General features: G+C 55.0%; 12 protein-coding genes and 1 pseudogene. 9 read left to right on the top strand and 4 right to left on the bottom strand.

The window, feature by feature from the left end; all coding sequences use genetic code 11:
* Positions 1 to 318 precede the first annotated feature (318 nt).
* A complete protein-coding gene (locus JCM17844_RS02880; protein ID WP_149999550.1) occupies positions 319 to 1650 on the bottom strand; it encodes a sensor histidine kinase in 1332 nt (443 codons plus the stop codon).
* On the bottom strand, positions 1640 to 3055 hold the full coding sequence (locus JCM17844_RS02875; RefSeq protein WP_210431230.1) for a sigma-54-dependent transcriptional regulator: 1416 nt from the start codon (positions 3053 to 3055) through the stop codon (positions 1640 to 1642). The genes JCM17844_RS02880 and JCM17844_RS02875 overlap by 11 nt, the downstream gene beginning before the upstream one ends.
* A gap of 298 nt (positions 3056 to 3353) precedes the next feature.
* Between JCM17844_RS02875 and JCM17844_RS02870 the strand changes: the two genes are divergently transcribed.
* The 7 genes and pseudogenes from JCM17844_RS02870 to JCM17844_RS02840 all read left to right on the top strand — a co-directional run bounded on the left by JCM17844_RS02870 (position 3354) and on the right by JCM17844_RS02840 (position 10560).
* Complete coding sequence (locus JCM17844_RS02870; RefSeq protein ID WP_210431229.1) at positions 3354 to 4541, top strand: efflux RND transporter periplasmic adaptor subunit; 1188 nt, start codon at positions 3354 to 3356, stop codon at positions 4539 to 4541.
* Positions 4542 to 4571: 30 nt separating this feature from the next.
* Positions 4572 to 5254, top strand: a pseudogene (locus tag JCM17844_RS02865) (ABC transporter ATP-binding protein).
* A 41-nt stretch (positions 5255 to 5295) separates the two neighbouring features.
* Positions 5296 to 7575 carry an ABC transporter permease gene (locus JCM17844_RS02860; protein ID WP_149999548.1) on the top strand — a complete coding sequence of 760 codons (2280 nt, stop codon included), beginning with the start codon at positions 5296 to 5298 and terminating at the stop codon, positions 7573 to 7575.
* Positions 7482 to 7763, top strand: coding sequence for an ABC transporter permease (locus tag JCM17844_RS02855; protein WP_149999547.1), 282 nt, complete (start codon positions 7482 to 7484; stop codon positions 7761 to 7763). The genes JCM17844_RS02860 and JCM17844_RS02855 overlap by 94 nt, the downstream gene beginning before the upstream one ends.
* A 264-nt stretch (positions 7764 to 8027) precedes the next feature.
* Positions 8028 to 8288, top strand: coding sequence for a helix-turn-helix domain-containing protein (locus tag JCM17844_RS02850; protein ID WP_149999546.1), 261 nt, complete (start codon positions 8028 to 8030; stop codon positions 8286 to 8288).
* On the top strand, positions 8288 to 9994 hold the full coding sequence (locus JCM17844_RS02845; protein ID WP_149999545.1) for a SulP family inorganic anion transporter: 1707 nt from the start codon (positions 8288 to 8290) through the stop codon (positions 9992 to 9994). The genes JCM17844_RS02850 and JCM17844_RS02845 overlap by 1 nt, the downstream gene beginning before the upstream one ends.
* A gap of 26 nt (positions 9995 to 10020) precedes the next feature.
* Positions 10021 to 10560, top strand: a complete 540-nt coding sequence (locus JCM17844_RS02840) for a GNAT family N-acetyltransferase (protein ID WP_149999544.1) — start codon at positions 10021 to 10023, stop codon at positions 10558 to 10560.
* A 25-nt stretch (positions 10561 to 10585) separates the two neighbouring features.
* Here JCM17844_RS02840 and JCM17844_RS02835 read toward each other — a convergent pair whose 3' ends face one another.
* A complete protein-coding gene (locus JCM17844_RS02835) occupies positions 10586 to 11650 on the bottom strand; it encodes an OmpP1/FadL family transporter (protein WP_210431226.1) in 1065 nt (354 codons plus the stop codon).
* 459 nt (positions 11651 to 12109) lie between these two features.
* Between JCM17844_RS02835 and JCM17844_RS02830 the strand changes: the two genes are divergently transcribed.
* Together JCM17844_RS02830 and JCM17844_RS02825 are read left to right on the top strand one after the other, a co-directional pair.
* Complete coding sequence (locus JCM17844_RS02830; protein ID WP_149999542.1) at positions 12110 to 12583, top strand: (2Fe-2S)-binding protein; 474 nt, start codon at positions 12110 to 12112, stop codon at positions 12581 to 12583.
* Entirely contained in the window at positions 12576 to 14843 is a 2268-nt protein-coding gene (locus tag JCM17844_RS02825; protein ID WP_149999541.1) for a xanthine dehydrogenase family protein molybdopterin-binding subunit, read from the top strand. The genes JCM17844_RS02830 and JCM17844_RS02825 overlap by 8 nt, the downstream gene beginning before the upstream one ends.
* Here the strand turns inward: JCM17844_RS02825 and JCM17844_RS16325 are convergent.
* Positions 14840 to 15379, bottom strand: coding sequence for a substrate binding domain-containing protein (locus JCM17844_RS16325; RefSeq protein ID WP_149999540.1), 540 nt, complete (start codon positions 15377 to 15379; stop codon positions 14840 to 14842). The two genes, JCM17844_RS02825 and JCM17844_RS16325, sit on opposite strands and share 4 nt — an antisense overlap.
* Position 15380: the final 1 nt, after the last annotated feature.

The raw sequence follows: 15380 nt of genomic DNA, 5'->3' as shown, positions 1-15380 counted from the left end.
CGTTACACAATCCTAATTTAGAAACTGGACCACTTAATGGGGGCAGGCCAAGCGCGCAATTTATAGGGAGCTTGTGCTCACCTTACAATAGACGCGCAAATAACCAATATTTGAGCGTTAGAGGCTTGTCTCTACCTTGTCTTTATTTCCGGCCAAGCATTTCGGTTGAGCCCGTCGAACTTTTTGGATGATCAGCGGTTCCGCCTCAAGGCATCGGGCTGGTTGGCTAATGATTTCTGTAAATGGTCCCGTTCGCGCAGATCGAGACCGGAAAAGCGTTTTTATCTGCTTTTCCCATATTGATGGGTGTTCAGGGTTTTAGAATGACAAGGTAAAAACGGTGCCGCCCCCTTTTCTGTCGTTGATGGATACGCTGCCTTTATGGGCGATCATTACTTGGCGGGTGAGGGCCAATCCAACGCCGGAGCCTGTGCGTTTGGTGGTGAAAAAGGGAATGAAGACCCGTTCGCGGATGTCCGCTGGAATGCCCGGTCCGTTGTCGGCGACGTTGATCACCACATGCCCTTGTCGGTTGAGAGAGCCGGTGAGCCAGATTTTGGCATCTTCGCGCCCTTCCAACGCTTCGGCTGCATTTTGTGCCAAATTGATGAGCACCTGTTCCAGTTGTTCGGGGTCTGCATTTACCGCCAGGCCCGGCGGGGATACATCTATGTGCATTGTTACGGCACGGTCGCGCCATTCCGCCCCCATCAGGAGTTCAAGGCGCTTGAAAAGGTCGATCAGGGCGAGGCGTTGGGGCTTGGGGCGGGGAAGCCGGCTAAGCTTGCGATAGCTTTCGACAAAATGGGTCAGGGCCTTGGCCCGCCGGGCAACAGTATCTACCGCATGTTTCACATCTTGTAGGGTTTCGGAATCGCCTTTCCCATCGTTCAGCAAATGGGCGGCGGTTTCGGCCAGCGAGGTGACCGGCGTGATGGAATTCATCACTTCATGGGTAAGCACCTGCACCAATTGTTGCCACGCTTCCAGTTCTGTCGTTTCCAATTCGTTCGAGATATTTTGCAAGGCAATCAAGCGGGTCGGTGCTCCTCCGATGGCGATTTCCGTGGCCGACACCGCCACCCGTAGCGCTGTTCCATCGCCCTTCAGCCGCACCAATTGGCGGTCGCCAATGCGTATATGGGTTACTGTTTTTCGCAAGTCCGCCCCGAAGCGGTCGAGATCCTCAATGCGCGTAAGGGCATGGGGGGCGAAGAAACGCCGTGCGGCATTGTTCAGCAGCTTGAGCGTGCCTTGGGGGCCAAGGCTTAATAAGGGCACCGGCACATGATCCACCACCGCCTGCACATAATGCAGTTTCTTTTCCTGATCGGCCCGGCTGTCATGGAAGCGCTTTATCAAGGCATTCATGGTTTGCCCAAGCTCTTCAAAGTCGCGGCCCATCCCATCAGAGGAAAATCGTTGCGAAAAATCACCGTTACGCACAGCCTGAAAAAAGCGCGTCAGATCCGCTTGGCTGCGTTGTATGAAGCGAACGATCTCCCATGCAATGGCGATGACCAGGATGCCGACCAAAACGGGGCCTGTGCCAAATCCGGTGTTTGTGATCAAGAAGGCCAGACCCAGCATAGAAGAAAAGAGAACCCCAAGGCGCAGAAAAAGCTGCCATTCAAAGCGTTTAAAGGCCATGCTTTTCCATCCTTCGATAAAGCGCCGCCCGCGTAAGCCCAAGCGCTTTGGCCGTATGGCTGATATTGTAACGATAGGTGCGAAGCGCTCTTTCAACGGCTTCTTTTTCCAGTTGCTCAAGATTGAGCGTATGCGAGGATGCTGTCGGTTCGTTTTCTTCTTGTTTGGTTTCAACCCGTGATGCTGCGGCGCGCGCTGTGTCGGGCAGGGAAAAGTCTTCGGCTTCATAAGCGTCTTGTTCAGATAAAATCACCGCTCGTTCCATGCTGTGGCGCAGGGTGCGTACATTTCCGGGCCATGAATATCGCTGAAGGCGTTCCATCGCTGTATCGCTGACCCGTTTTTGCGGCTTGTCATAACGCCGTTCATAAACCCTGAGATAATGGGTCACCAGTTCGGGAATATCCGCAGCGCGGTCACGCAAGGGAGGCAGGGTTACTTCCACCGTATTGAGGCGGAACAGGAGGTCGGTGCGAAATATATTGGGGTTCGCCAAATCCTGGGGGCTGCGATTTGTCGCCGCAATGATGCGCACATCGATGGGCACCGATTGGCTCGCCCCCACAGGTGTAACGCGGCGTTGTTCCAGAACGGTCAAAAGCTTGGCCTGTAAGTGCAATGGCAAATTGCCGATTTCATCAAGGAAGAGCGTGCCGCCACTTGCCGCTTCCAAAAGCCCAATGCGGTCCGTGCGGGCATCGGTGAAAGCCCCTTTTTTGTGGCCGAATAGCTCGCTTTCAAACAGGGTTTCGGAAACTGCCCCCAGATCCACCGCCATAAAAATCTGGTCCGCCCTGCGGGATGCCCGATGAAGCGCCCGCGCCGCCAGTTCCTTGCCCGTGCCATTTTCCCCTAAAATCAGCACATTGGCATCGGTGGGGGCGGCGCGTTCAATCAATGTCAAGGCAGCCAGCATTGGCGGCGAGTGGCCCAGCATCGGCTGTTCCGCTTTGGCGCTATTCGCGGCCAGCCTTTCATTGCTGCGGGTCAGTGTTTTTGCCTTGCGCCGTGTTTTCGATAATTCCAGCCCTGCTGAAACGGTGGCCAAGAGCTTTTCATTTTGCCACGGTTTCACCACGAAATCGCTGGCGCCGCGCTTCATGGCGTCTACAGCTTCCTTTACGCCGCCATGGGCGGTGATCATGATCACCACCACTTCGCTGTCTTGGGCGCGAATACGGCCCAGCCATTCAAACCCTGCCTGACCGGAGCTTTCTCCCGGTCCAAAATTCATGTCCAGCAAGATCACGTCCGGCGGTGTGCTGGACAGTATGGCGGGAATGTCTTCCGGCGTGCTTAGCGTTATCACTTTGCCGAAATGACGCTTTAAGAGCAGCCGCCCGGCAATTTGGATGTCGGGGTCATCATCAACGATGAGAATGGTCCCCTGTGTGTTCTCTACCACGAAACGCCCTTTCAGAGATTTTGTCCGAAAACGTACACTTCTGTTCAATATCGGGCAATGGGAAAGGGGTGCCTATCGCAGATCCTTGGGAAAACTGCCCTTTCGCTATTTGGCACGGCTTTTGCTGATATTGGCTCATAAGCCAGTGAACCTGCCCGAGAGTACGACAGCAATGGAAAAAAGCATAAAAAAACCGCTCAAGACGCCTATCCCGTTGAAAAGCGGGGCGGGAATGGACCGTAAAATTACACGAATAATGCCAAAATGGGTGCGTCCTGTGGGAATAGGATGTGCCTTTTTGCTTCTTGTCGTCACGGCTTATGTTTTTCTGGCCCCGACAGAAGGGCGCAATCTCAGGGTTGATGGCTCACGCGTTACAATATCCGAAGTGAAAACGGGGACCTTTGAAGATTTCATTCCCGTGCGGGGCCTGGTGACACCATTAAGAACCCTTTATCTGGACGCCATCGAAGGAGGGCGTGTCGAGACGATTCATGTGGAAGATGGTGCCTTTGTTGCGGAGAATGATCTGATCGTCGATCTGTCCAATACCGGCTTGCAACTGGACGTTATTGCCCGTGAAGCGGAAGTGACGGAGCAACTCAATAATCTCAATACGTTACAGCTTCAGCTGGAGCAGAACAGGCTAGACCACAAACGCAATCTGATAGAGATCGACTGGCAGATCACCAAATTGTCCCGCGAGGCTGTGCGCAAACGCGATTTGGCCGCACAAGGCCATGTGAGCGATGCGGAATTGGAGCAGGTCGAGGATGAATTGACCTATTGGAAGCGGCGCCGGGCGGTGACATTGGAGGCGCAAGAGACCGATGAACGCTTGCAAAAGGCTCAAATGGTGCAGCTTGAAGATTCTGCCGATCAATTGGAGAAGAATTTGGCGCTGGCACGCAAGAATTTAGAGACGCTCCATGTGCGTGCGCCGGTGTCTGGCAAACTGACCGCCTTCAATGCAGAGGTCGGGCAATCCTTGGCCCGGGGGGAACGGATTGGGCAGATCGATGATCCCGATGATTTTAAATTGGTTGCGTTGATCGACGAATTTTATTTGCCGCGCGTCGATATTGGACAAATGGCGCAGGTGGAGGTGTCTGGCCGCCGCTATGACATGGTGATCGCCAAGATTTACCCACAGGTGAATAACGGCCAGTTCGAAGTGGATATGACCTTCGTCGAGGATATGCCCGGCGATATCCGGCGCGGCCAGGCTTTGCAAAGCCGCCTGTCGCTTGGCGACCCCAGTGAGGCGGTGCTCATTCCCAATGGGGCCTTTTATCAAGATACCGGCGGGAATTGGGTGTTTGTGGTGACTCCGGACGGGGCGACGGCAGTGAGACGTCCTGTGCGTTTGGGGCGGCGGAACGCCCGGTATATCGAGGTCATCGAGGGGCTGGAGCCGGGCGAACGCATCCTTACGTCTCCTTATGCCGGATTTCTGGAAATGGACCGACTGGAATTGAGTTTCTGATGCTGAATGCAAGAAAAGAGAGAAAATGCTATGCTGAAATTACGTGATCTGAGCAAGACTTACCGCACCGCTGATGTGGAGACCACCGCACTTAATAATGTCAGCATCTCTATCGAACGTGGCGAATTTGTCGCATCATGGGACCGTCAGGCTGTGGTAAATCCACCCTTCTCAATATTCTCGGTATGCTCGATAACCCCAGTGCGGGCGCCTATGATTTTCTTGGCGAGGATGTGGCAGATTATCCTGAACGCAAGCTGGCGCTCATCCGTAAAACCCATATTGGCTTCATCTTTCAAAGCTTCAATCTGATTGATGAACTGACCGTGCGCGAGAATATCGAACTGGCACTTTTATATCATAAAATTCCTGCCCGCGAACGGCGAGAACGTGCCGATCTGGTGATGGATAAGGTTGGTATCGGGCATCGCGCCGGGCATATGCCCAGCCAGCTTTCCGGCGGGCAGCAGCAACGGGTGGCGGTGGCCCGTGCCTTGATTGCGCAGCCTGATCTGATCTTGGCGGATGAACCCACCGGAAATCTGGACAGCCAGCATGGCCAGGAAGTGATGGAGATGCTGCAAAGGCTGAATGAAGAAGGCTCAACCATCATCATGGTAACCCATTCCCCGGCCCATGCGGATTTCGCCAAACGCACCATCAATCTGTTTGATGGGCAGGTGGTGTCGGAAAGCTTACGTCAAGCCATTTAATGAGACTGCATCAAGGTGATGTTCGGGGTGGAGACTGAAGAATGTGGAAAAATTATTTCATAACGGCTGTGCGTTTTTTGCTGCGCAATAAAAGCTTCACAATCATCAACATAGCCGGATTGGCCGTGGCATTTGCAGTGGGGATTCTGGTCTTGTCCTATGTTCGCCACGAGCTTTCTTTTGACCGTTGGATTCCCGATCACGAGCGCATTGCGCGGGTCGAAACAACGATTAGCCTGGGCGGATCGCGATCTGTTAAATCTCGGGGCGCACCTGATCCTGCAAAAAGCGTATTTGAAGAAAACCTGCCCGAGGTTATGGCGGCTACGCGCTATTCACCTTCCGCCAGTCATAGCCTTCGTCTTGGTAATCGGATCTTTAATCAATATCTTGCTTTCGTCGACCCTTCTTTTTTCGATATTTTTGCCATGCCTTTTCTTGAGGGTGATCGGGCAAGCGCGTTAAGCGATCCAGACTCCATTGTTCTAACGGAGAGCACGGCACAAAAGCTGTTTGGCGATGACAGCGCCATGGGGCGTGTCTTGATACTTGATAATGGTGCCCGCAGCGTGCGGGTGACGGGCATCATCGCTGATATGCCGGCAAACAGCCATTTTCATATCTCGCAAGGGATTGGTATTGAAGCGCTGGTCCCGCATATGGGGATCATAAGCTATGGCGCAGACCAATGGGGGTCGATCAGTGGTCCACTCTATATCAAATTAAAACCCGGTACAAACATGGCGGATATAGAACAGCGCCTTGATGATGTGGTCGCTCCTCATTTTCCAGAGCAACTGGTTCGGCCAAAAGATGTGGCGCCTTTTCTTAGTTTTCACCTTCGTCCGCTTGCGGATATTCATTTAGCTGGTGAGCTTATACCGGGTTTGAACCTCTCTTATGGTCTTTCAACAGTGATCGGCTTTGCGCTTGTCGGTCTTGTTATTCTGACGCTGGCGACTGTCAATTTCACCAATTTGTCTTTGGCCCGATCCTTACAACGTGCACAAGAAGTGGCGCTTCGGAAAGTGATGGGGGCCGGGCGTGGCCAGATTGCAGTGCAATTTTTGGGCGAATCTTTGCTTGTTACATGTCTTGCACTCATTATCGGTGTGATTATTGCTGATCTTTTGGAGCCGTTTTTCTCCTCTCTCGTGGGGGCTGAGCTGGAATTTTCTTTCTGGACAGAACCATTACAGATTCTTGCGGCTTTGGCGCTTGGGGCTATCATTGGCATTGTTGGTGGTATCTATCCGGCACTGGTTGCCTCCAATTACCGGCCAGCGCGTCTGATTCATGCTGTAAAAGAACGCGCCCCCGGTCACCGTATTCGTGCAGTTCTGACAGTGCTGCAATTCTCGGTTGCCATATGCCTGGTGGCCTGCACCGTGATTGTTTATACGCAGATACAACATATCCGTTCTGCCGATCTGGGGTATGTGCCGGATGAGGTGGTGGTTATGAGCAATCCCGGTGGGGATGAGTTTGCCGAGCGCTTTGTGAGCTTTGTGGACATGCTGGCCCGCCAACCCGGTATTGTTTCTACGGCCTCGGCGATGAACGAACCTTCCGGACCCAGCCGTACCATGTCCAGTATGCCGCTTGTTACCAATCCGGAAGAGCGTATCAATGTGGATATGCAAAGCGTTTCGCGCAGTTTTTTTGAAACATTGGAAATCGGCCCCCTATATGGACGCGTTTTTGAGCCCGGACGTCCCGATGATAGTATTCGCGGCGAAGGCGAAAACCGGCAAGGTGCGCTGGTGATTAATGAAAGCGCAGCACTTTCTTTGGGGTTTGATTCCGCTGAAGCAGCACTTGGTGATATTCGCCCATGGCCCGTTGATGAATTTGACAGCCCAAATCTTGAAATTATCGGGGTCGTACCGGATATCAATCTGCGTTCGCTCAAGGATCCCGTCGAGCCGACGTTCTTTCTGAGCTATGATGAAGAAGCGCCCCAGCATCGTGAAGCCTGGAAGCTTTTGGCCAGGATTGATCCGAACCAACGGGAAACCGGACTTGCCTCCATTGATCGGTTGTGGACCGAAATGTTTCCCGACCAGCCGATTGAGCGTGGTTTTCTCGATACGGCCATTGCCGCGCAATATGATGGCGAGGACCGGCGTGCCCGTGCCTTTGGGCTTGCGTCGGCAACAGCGATCTTCATCGCCGCCATTGGTCTATATGGCATGGCAGGTATAACGCTTTTCAGCGAATCCATGAAATGGCTGTGCGCAAGGTTTTGGGGGCGCGTATTCGCGATATCCTGCAGATCATGCTTTGGCAATTCACCAAGCCGGTGTTGGTTGCCAATCTGATTGCCTGGCCCATTGCTTTTTGGGTCATGCGTGATTGGCTGGAGGGCTTTTCCTACCGGATCGATTTGTCGATCTGGCCGTTCGGGATAGCCGGATTTGCAGCACTGATGATTGCCTGGCTGGCGGTTTCGGGCCACGCCTTGCATGTTGCCCGGATTCATCCGGCGCGGGCACTGCGCGAAGAATAAAGCCCGTCTCTGCGTTTATCCTGCCTTCATCGCCTTTTCCGCAGCCCCGCCGTCGGGTTCGCGGGAAAGGCCATAGGGTAATACGCTTCCGTTTCGCTGTGTGTCGCTGGGATGCACGGTAAAGCGGAAATCGTCATAAGGCGATATAGGGGGGGAGTCTGTGGATCGCCGCATATGGGCTAATGCGGCAAATTGCCTGTTTATCTTTCTATAATGATGTTTTATATATCACTTCTGCCATAATAACTGTAATATGGGTGTGAAATGATAACATCGGCGCAGATGCGGGCCGCGCGGGCTTTGTTGGGTATTGACCAAAAAGAACTGGCGGTGCGGGCCGGGCTTTCCGTGCCCACCATCCAACGGATGGAGGCCAGCGAAGGCTTGGTGCGCGGCGTTGTGGATTCTCTGAGCAAAGTTGTGGAAGCCCTTGAAGCATCGGGCATCGAACTGATCGCCGAAGGCATGGTCAGTGCATCGGGAGGGCGGGGCGTTCGCCTGAATTCAAGAGAAGGAGACGCCTGATGACCACAGAATCGACCGCTCAAAAATCGGGGCAGCCCAGCTTCATTCCGCAATTCACACCCAAGCTGGTTACGGTTTTGAAAGATGGCTATAGCCTGTCCCATTTGCGGGCCGATGCCATTGCAGGGTTGACGGTGGCCGTTGTCGCCTTGCCTTTGTCCATGGCCATCGCCATTGCTTCCGGCGCAACGCCGGCCCAAGGCTTGTATACCGCCATTGTGGGGGGCTTTCTGGTGTCGCTTTTGGGGGGAAGCCGCTTTCAAATCGGCGGTCCTGCCGGGGCGTTCATCGTATTGGTGGCGGCCACGGCCCATACTCACGGGATGGAGGGCTTGTTGCTGGCCACCATGATGTCTGGTGCCATGCTGATGCTGGCCGGGTTCTTTCGCCTTGGAACCTATGTCAAATTTGTGCCCTATCCGGTTACTGTCGGCTTTACGGCGGGCATTGCGGTGATCATTTTCGCAAGCCAGATCAAGGATATTTTCGGGCTGAGCCTATCAATGCCCGAGCCGGGGCCTTTATTGGAGAAACTGCCGGTTCTGGTTGAGGCTTTGCCCAGCGCCAGCCCGGCATCGATGGTTCTGGCGGGGGCGACCATCCTTGCGATCCAGGGGTTGAAACGCCTGAACCCGCATCTGCCGGGCATGTTGATCGCTGTGGCCAGCGCCGCCATCATCGCTGCAGTGGCCGGATTGCCGGTGGAAACCATTGGCTCGAAATTTGGCGGGATTCCGACCAGCTTTCCCATGCCGCATCTGCCCGGTTTCAGCATGGAGAAAGTCCAGGCTGTTTTTCCCAGCGCTGTGGCTTTTACCCTTTTGGGAGCGATTGAATCGCTGCTGTCTGCCGTTGTGGCCGATGGCATGACAGGGCGGCGGCATCGTTCTAATTGTGAACTGGTGGCGCAGGGCGTTGCGAATATGGGGTCGGCTTTGTTCGGCGGTATTTGCGTAACGGGCACCATTGCACGCACCGCAACCAATGTGCGGGCAGGGGCGCATGGTCCGGTTGCCGGCATGCTGCATGCGGTGTTTTTGCTTGGCTTTATTTTGGTTGCCGCGCCCTTGGCTGCGTTTATTCCATTGGCCAGCCTTGCGGGCGTGTTGGCCGTTGTCGCGTGGAATATGGTGGAAAAACCAGCCTTTGCGACATTGCTTCGGGCTTCGCGCGGGGATGCATTGGTGCTTTTGGCCACATTTGGGCTGACCATTTTCCGCGACCTGACCGAGGCGATCATAGTGGGCTTTGCTTTGGGGTCTGTGCTGTTCATCCACCGCATGTCGCAAATCACCAAGGTGGAAACCGCCGTTCCCTTCGTTGCCGAAGACAGGGCAGATGATGATGAAGGTGCGCGACAGCCCTATGATGAAAAACGGATGAATGTCCCCGATATTGTGATTTACCGCATATCCGGCGCGTTTTTCTTTGGGGCTGCGGCCTCGGTTGGTTCGGTTCTCGACCGTATCAATGACCAGCATAAAGCCTTGATCATTGATTTTTCCGCCGTTCCCTTTGCCGATGCAACAGCGGCCAATGTTATCGAGCTATTGGCGCATAAAGCGCAAAAGCGCAATATCGCGGTGTTTCTTGCGGGCGCGGCACCAGAGGTGCGGCGAGAGCTTTCCCATCATGGCTTGAGGCCCCCGCATGTGCGCTATGAGGCATCCATTGAAAGTGCCGTGGCACACGCAAAACAGAACTGATAACGGCAGTCGAGGGACAAAAGGATATGTTAGCAATCCGCTTGGCCACCATGGTCGATTTGGAGCCTCTGACAGATCTGATGGACCGGGCCATTAACGAACTGCAAAAGGGCTTTCTCGACGCACAGCAGATCGCCGCCAGCCGCGCCATTATGGGGATCGATACCCAGCTTATCCGGGATGAAACCTATTTTGTCGTGCTGTGGAACGGAGCTTTGGCGGGCTGTGGCGGCTGGAGCTTTCGTAAAACCCTTTATGGTGGCGACCACAGCACAGACTTGCGCGATCGTGGCAGGCTTGATCCATCCTGTGACGCGGCAAAAATCCGCGCCATGTACACCCATCCCGATTTCACGCGGCGCGGGGTGGGACGGGCGATTTTGAAGGTGTCGGAAGATGCCGCACGGGCGGCAGGGTTCAAAAGGGCGGAAATGATGGCCACCCTTGCGGGGGTGCCGCTATACGAACGCTGCGGCTATCAGGTGATCGAGAAAGTCCAGTGCACCCCCGCGGGCGGTGTTGATGGCATATCAGTACCGCTTTTGCGTATGGGTAAAGCCTTATAAGGGGCCAATCCCAAGCAGAGCGGCCTCAAAAGCCGATGGTGATGCCGGCTGTCAATTCAAACTGATGCATTTCCAGCCGGATCTGTTGCGCGGGGTTCAACGGATTGGCCCCGCTGACAGATGATTCCGGCGCATACATCCCCCCCAGATGCCCGGTGACAGAGCCGAACAATGTGCGTGATAGCCCTGCGGTTATATGATGGCGGACAACACCGGGGGCGAGGATATTGAACAGCACTTCCGAAGGCTGAACAGGCTGGTCATTATAGGCATAGCCTGCACGCAAGGCCCATTGGTCGTTTATGGCCCATTCCGCGCCAAAGCGGGCCACGTCCACATCGCGCCAGCCAAATCCCGGTCCGTCTTGTGCGCCAAGGGGCCGGGTGCTGGCAAACGGATTGCCGATGGACCGGATATTGGAATACCAGATGCGCTGATAATCCCCATAGAGCGTTAGATGGTCGCTCGCTTTAAAGGCAAGACCTGCCGTCAAGGCCGGAGGGATATCAAATCCTCCTTGATCCGCAAACAAGCCGCTGAATTTTTCGAATTTGTCCATATAAATGCGGCTGACATAGGAAATGCCAAACTCCAGCCTGTCGGTCAGCGCCATTTGCGCCCCAAGTCGAAAGCCCGCGCCAAAGGCATAATCGGCGCTTTGATTGGACAACCGGTCCGGTGCGCTGGAAAGGGCGGCAAATGATCCGATGCCCTCTGCTTCAAAGCGCTGGACGGAAAAAATCGGGCTGATGCCAATGGAAATCCGGTCGGTCACTTGATGGGCATAGCCGGGGGCAAAGAAAAGCTGGATCAGATCCACGCCGGCGGCTCCGGCGCAAAACAATCCCGAGCCCGGCCCGACAGCGCCGGAGGCGGGGTCCGGGCATTGTCGATCAAAGGCAGGAAATTCCGTGTTCATGCCGCCATTGCCGTAGATGGCAAAGCCCACGCTGTTTTTATCATCCAACCGGTAAGAGACGCCAAAATGCGGGATGACGAACAGTTCATTGCCGCTTTCTACCCGTCCGTCCGGGGGAAAGCCGAAATCGCCGCCGCCTGAGGCTGTCACCGCGCGTTGGGGGCTGAACATGGAAAATCCAAGATCCAAACCATTGTCGAGCTTTGTCAGCTGCGGGATTGAGGGCCAAGGTGAGGGCATCTTGCCCCGCGGCCACACCGGCTCCGCCCAGCGCTTTGGTTTTGGCTCCATATCCATTTTGGAAATATCCATTGGTGGCCAAGGCGGGGCTTATGGAAAGAAACCCGCAGCCAAGGGCAAAAAGACATGTCAATTGTTTGGTACGCATAAAACCGCCTGCTTGTAAAACCTCGTGTATCGCGGACTGGACATATCAGCGAGAGGCGAAACATAAGCAGTGGCGTATGGGCGGCAAACGACCTCTTCTGATGTGGCGCGTTAGCAGGGCTTGTTCATCGCCGGATTTTGATATGCGAAGGATGCTTTTGAATGTTGATCGTTGTAAACTTCTGACCGATTTATAAAAGATCAGGAACGATTTGCCCTTTAACAAACAAGCGGGAGGACGCGGTGGTTCACTTCACGGTCAATGGACAATCTGTCACGGTGGATGCGCCGGGCGACACGCCGCTTTTGTGGGTTTTGCGTGACAAGCTTGGCCTTATGGGCACCAAATTCGGCTGCGGCATCGCCCAATGCGGCGCTTGCACCGTTCATCAAGATGGCATTGCCATTCGATCTTGCGTGACACAGTTGTCCGATCTTGAAGGGGCCGAGATCACCACCATCGAGGGCTTGTCGGAAACGGGCGAGCACCCCTTGCAGCAGGCCTGGGTGGAAGAACAGGTGCCGCAGTGCGGTTATTGTCAATCTGGGCAGATCATGCAGGCCGCTCAATTGCTTGATGAGGTGAAAAACCCCACCGACGATGACATCGACAATTATATGAGCGGAAATCTATGTCGCTGTATGGCCTATATCCGGATCAGAAAAGCCATCAAACGCGCTGCCCAAATCCAGACCGGGGGCCAAAACCATGACTAAAACAAAAAGCACCTCCGATGCTGTGATGGCCGCCACCCGACGGCAATTTCTGGTGGGCTCCGTTGCCGGTGGTTTGATGATGGCTTTTGCCGCCAACCACACTGCTTTGGGGGCTGCGCGGACATTGGGGGCAGGGGCTTATGAGCCGAGCATCTGGTTCCAGATTGGCCCTGATGGTCGTATTCTTGTGAATATCGCCAAGGCGGAAATGGGGCAGCATGTGGGAACCGCTTTGGCCCGTGTGGTGGCCGAGGAACTGGAAGCGGATTGGGTCGATATCGAGATCGTTCATGTGGATAGCGATCCCAAATGGGGCTATATGGTTACCGGCGGGTCATGGTCCGTTCATACCAGTTTCGATCAATTGTCGCGTGCAGGGGCCGCCGGTCGCATCGCCCTTTTGGAAGCCGGTGCACATATGCTTGGTGTGGCACCGGATCAGTGCCGTGCCCGTAATAGCATGGTGATGTGTGGCGATGCTTCTGTCAGCTATGGCGAGATTGTCGCTGCAGGGAAAATAGACCGGACATTCACTGACAAGGAGCTGTCGGCCCTCAGCCTGAAGCCGACCTCTGAGCGGCGGGTATTGGGCGGCGCTGTGAAGGCGCTGGACATCCCCACAAAAACCACGGGCGCGGCGCGCTATGGGTTGGATGCGCAGGTAGAAGGCATGCTGTATGCCCGTCCTGTCTTGCCGCCGACCCGCTATGGTTCAAAGGTTCTTTCGGTAGATGAACGCGCCGCCAAAGCGGTGAAGGGATACCGCCAGACCGTAGCTTTGGAGGACCCGTCCGGTGTTTGCCAAGGCTGGCTTGCCGTGGTGGCCGACAGCACGCATGCCGCCATTAAAGCCGCCGATGCCTTGAAGGTGGATTGGCAGGCCGGGCCGCGGGCCGCTATGGATGAGGCCGGGATTTTGGCAGAAGGCGAACGCCTTGTGAATGATGTCCGGGCCGGGGCCTTGTGGGTGCAGGAAGGCGATGTGGATGCCGCCTTTCAATCTGCCGATAAAATTGTTGAAACCACCTACCGGACCCATTCGGTTTTGCATTTTCAATTGGAACCGGTGAATGCGCTGGCTTTTGAAAAAGACGGCCATTGGCACATTCATTCGGGCAATCAGTGGCAATCCCTGATCCTGCCGGTTCTGGCACAGGCATTGGAGGTGGAGGAAAGCCGCATCACCCTTCACCAATATTATCTGGGCGGCGGGTTTGGCCGGCGGCTTTATGGGGATTATATGATTCCCGCCGCCCTTACGGCGAAAGCCATCGGGAAACCGGTGAAAATGATCTTCACCCGATCCGATGATACGGGCTTTGATTGTGTGCGCTCGCCTTCGGTGCAGAAAGTCAGAAGTGCGCTGGATGCCAATGGTACGCCGGTTGCTTATGATCATGCGGCGGCGGCGGGATGGCCGACAGCCTCTATGGCTCCGGGATTTTTGGCGGAAAAAGTGGACGGCGGCGGAAAGGCGGACAGCTTTTCCATCAGTGGGTCCGACCATTGGTATTCCATCCCCAATCAACGGGTGCGCGCCATCAAAAATACGGTGGCGCAGGAAACCTTTTTGCCCGGTTGGCTGCGCTCTGTGGGGCCGGGATGGATCGGTTGGGCCGTTGAGCAGCATATGGATGAACTGGCCCATGCGGCCGGGAAAGATCCGGTGGCCTTCCGGCTTGCCTTGCTTGATGGCAAGGGCCGCAATGCGGGCGAAGCACCAGCCAGTACAGGCGGGGCTTTGCGGTTGAAGGCTGTGTTGGCGCGGGCGGCGGAAAAAGCCGGATGGGCGAAGCGCGATGCGCTGCCCAAAGGCGAGGGCATGGGCGTTGCCACCTGTTTCGGGCAGGAGCGGGGCATGCCCACATGGGTTGCCTGTATCGCCCATGTGGCGGTGGATCAAGACAAAGGGGATGTGCGTGTGAAACGGCTCACATCTGTTGTGGATGTGGGGACCGTGGTGCATCCCGACGGGGCTTTGGCGCAGATGGAAGGCTCGACCCTTTGGGGCCTGTCTATGGCGCTTTATGAAAGCACGGCCATTGAAAATGGCATGGTTTCAGATCGCAATCTGGATACATATTCTCCGCTGCGTATGGATCAGGTGCCCGAATTGGATATCGAGTTCATACAGAATGATCACATGCCTTCGGGCTTGGGGGAGCCGGGTGTAATCGTGGTTGCTCCGGCCATTGCGAATGCCGTTTTCCATGCAACGGGTCTTCGCGTGCGGGATTTGCCGATCAAACTCAAGGCTTAGGATATGAGGGGTGTTTTGGGCATGGCGCCTGCCTTGCTATCCAGACTGTGATCGGTTTTTTCTTGCTGTAAAAGGCAAGGATCATGATCCAGCATAAACCGGCCGCGGTGCGATTCTTCCAATGTGAAATCGATGAAGGATCGCACCCGTAAAGGCAGGTTTTTCCGCCCCGGATAACAAAGATAAAGCGTGTGGATGGTTGCCCGGTAATCGACCAGAACGGGGACAAGAGACCCATCTTGCAATTGTTGCTGCACGAAATGGATGGGCGCTTGAAAAAGCCCCAATCCCGCAAGACCCGCAGCAATCACCGCATCCGCTTCGTTGGCGATGAAATGGGCATGGGGGGTGATGCGGCGAACGGTATCGTTTATCCGAAAGGCCCAGGCATAAAGCGCGCGGCTGTCCATTAGCCGGTAATTGATACATTGATGATGCTCTAGATCATTGGGCGTTTGTGGCACACCATGGGCTTCAAAATAGCTGGGCGCCGCCAGAGTGACCAAAGTCATATCCAGAAGCGGACGAGCCACCATG

This window comes from Iodidimonas gelatinilytica, from assembly GCF_008579125.1.
In the GTDB taxonomy this organism is placed as follows: domain Bacteria; phylum Pseudomonadota; class Alphaproteobacteria; order Sphingomonadales; family Rhodothalassiaceae; genus Iodidimonas; species Iodidimonas muriae.
This window is presented reverse-complemented; position numbering and strand designations above follow the sequence as displayed.

What these genes read in the sequence shown, in the direction of transcription:
- JCM17844_RS02845 (WP_149999545.1), top strand. Translation starts at nt 8,288, where the DNA reads ATGACCACAGAATCGACCGCTCAAAAATCGGGGCAGCCCAGCTTCATT.
- JCM17844_RS02880 (WP_149999550.1), bottom strand. Translation starts at nt 1,650, where the DNA reads ATGGCCTTTAAACGCTTTGAATGGCAGCTTTTTCTGCGCCTTGGGGTT.
- JCM17844_RS02825 (WP_149999541.1), top strand. Translation starts at nt 12,576, where the DNA reads ATGACTAAAACAAAAAGCACCTCCGATGCTGTGATGGCCGCCACCCGA.
- JCM17844_RS02850 (WP_149999546.1), top strand. Translation starts at nt 8,028, where the DNA reads ATGATAACATCGGCGCAGATGCGGGCCGCGCGGGCTTTGTTGGGTATT.
- JCM17844_RS02855 (WP_149999547.1), top strand. Translation starts at nt 7,482, where the DNA reads ATGGCTGTGCGCAAGGTTTTGGGGGCGCGTATTCGCGATATCCTGCAG.
- JCM17844_RS02835 (WP_210431226.1), bottom strand. Translation starts at nt 11,650, where the DNA reads ATGTTCAGCCCCCAACGCGCGGTGACAGCCTCAGGCGGCGGCGATTTC.
- JCM17844_RS02840 (WP_149999544.1), top strand. Translation starts at nt 10,021, where the DNA reads ATGTTAGCAATCCGCTTGGCCACCATGGTCGATTTGGAGCCTCTGACA.
- JCM17844_RS16325 (WP_149999540.1), bottom strand. Translation starts at nt 15,379, where the DNA reads ATGGTGGCTCGTCCGCTTCTGGATATGACTTTGGTCACTCTGGCGGCG.
- JCM17844_RS02860 (WP_149999548.1), top strand. Translation starts at nt 5,296, where the DNA reads ATGTGGAAAAATTATTTCATAACGGCTGTGCGTTTTTTGCTGCGCAAT.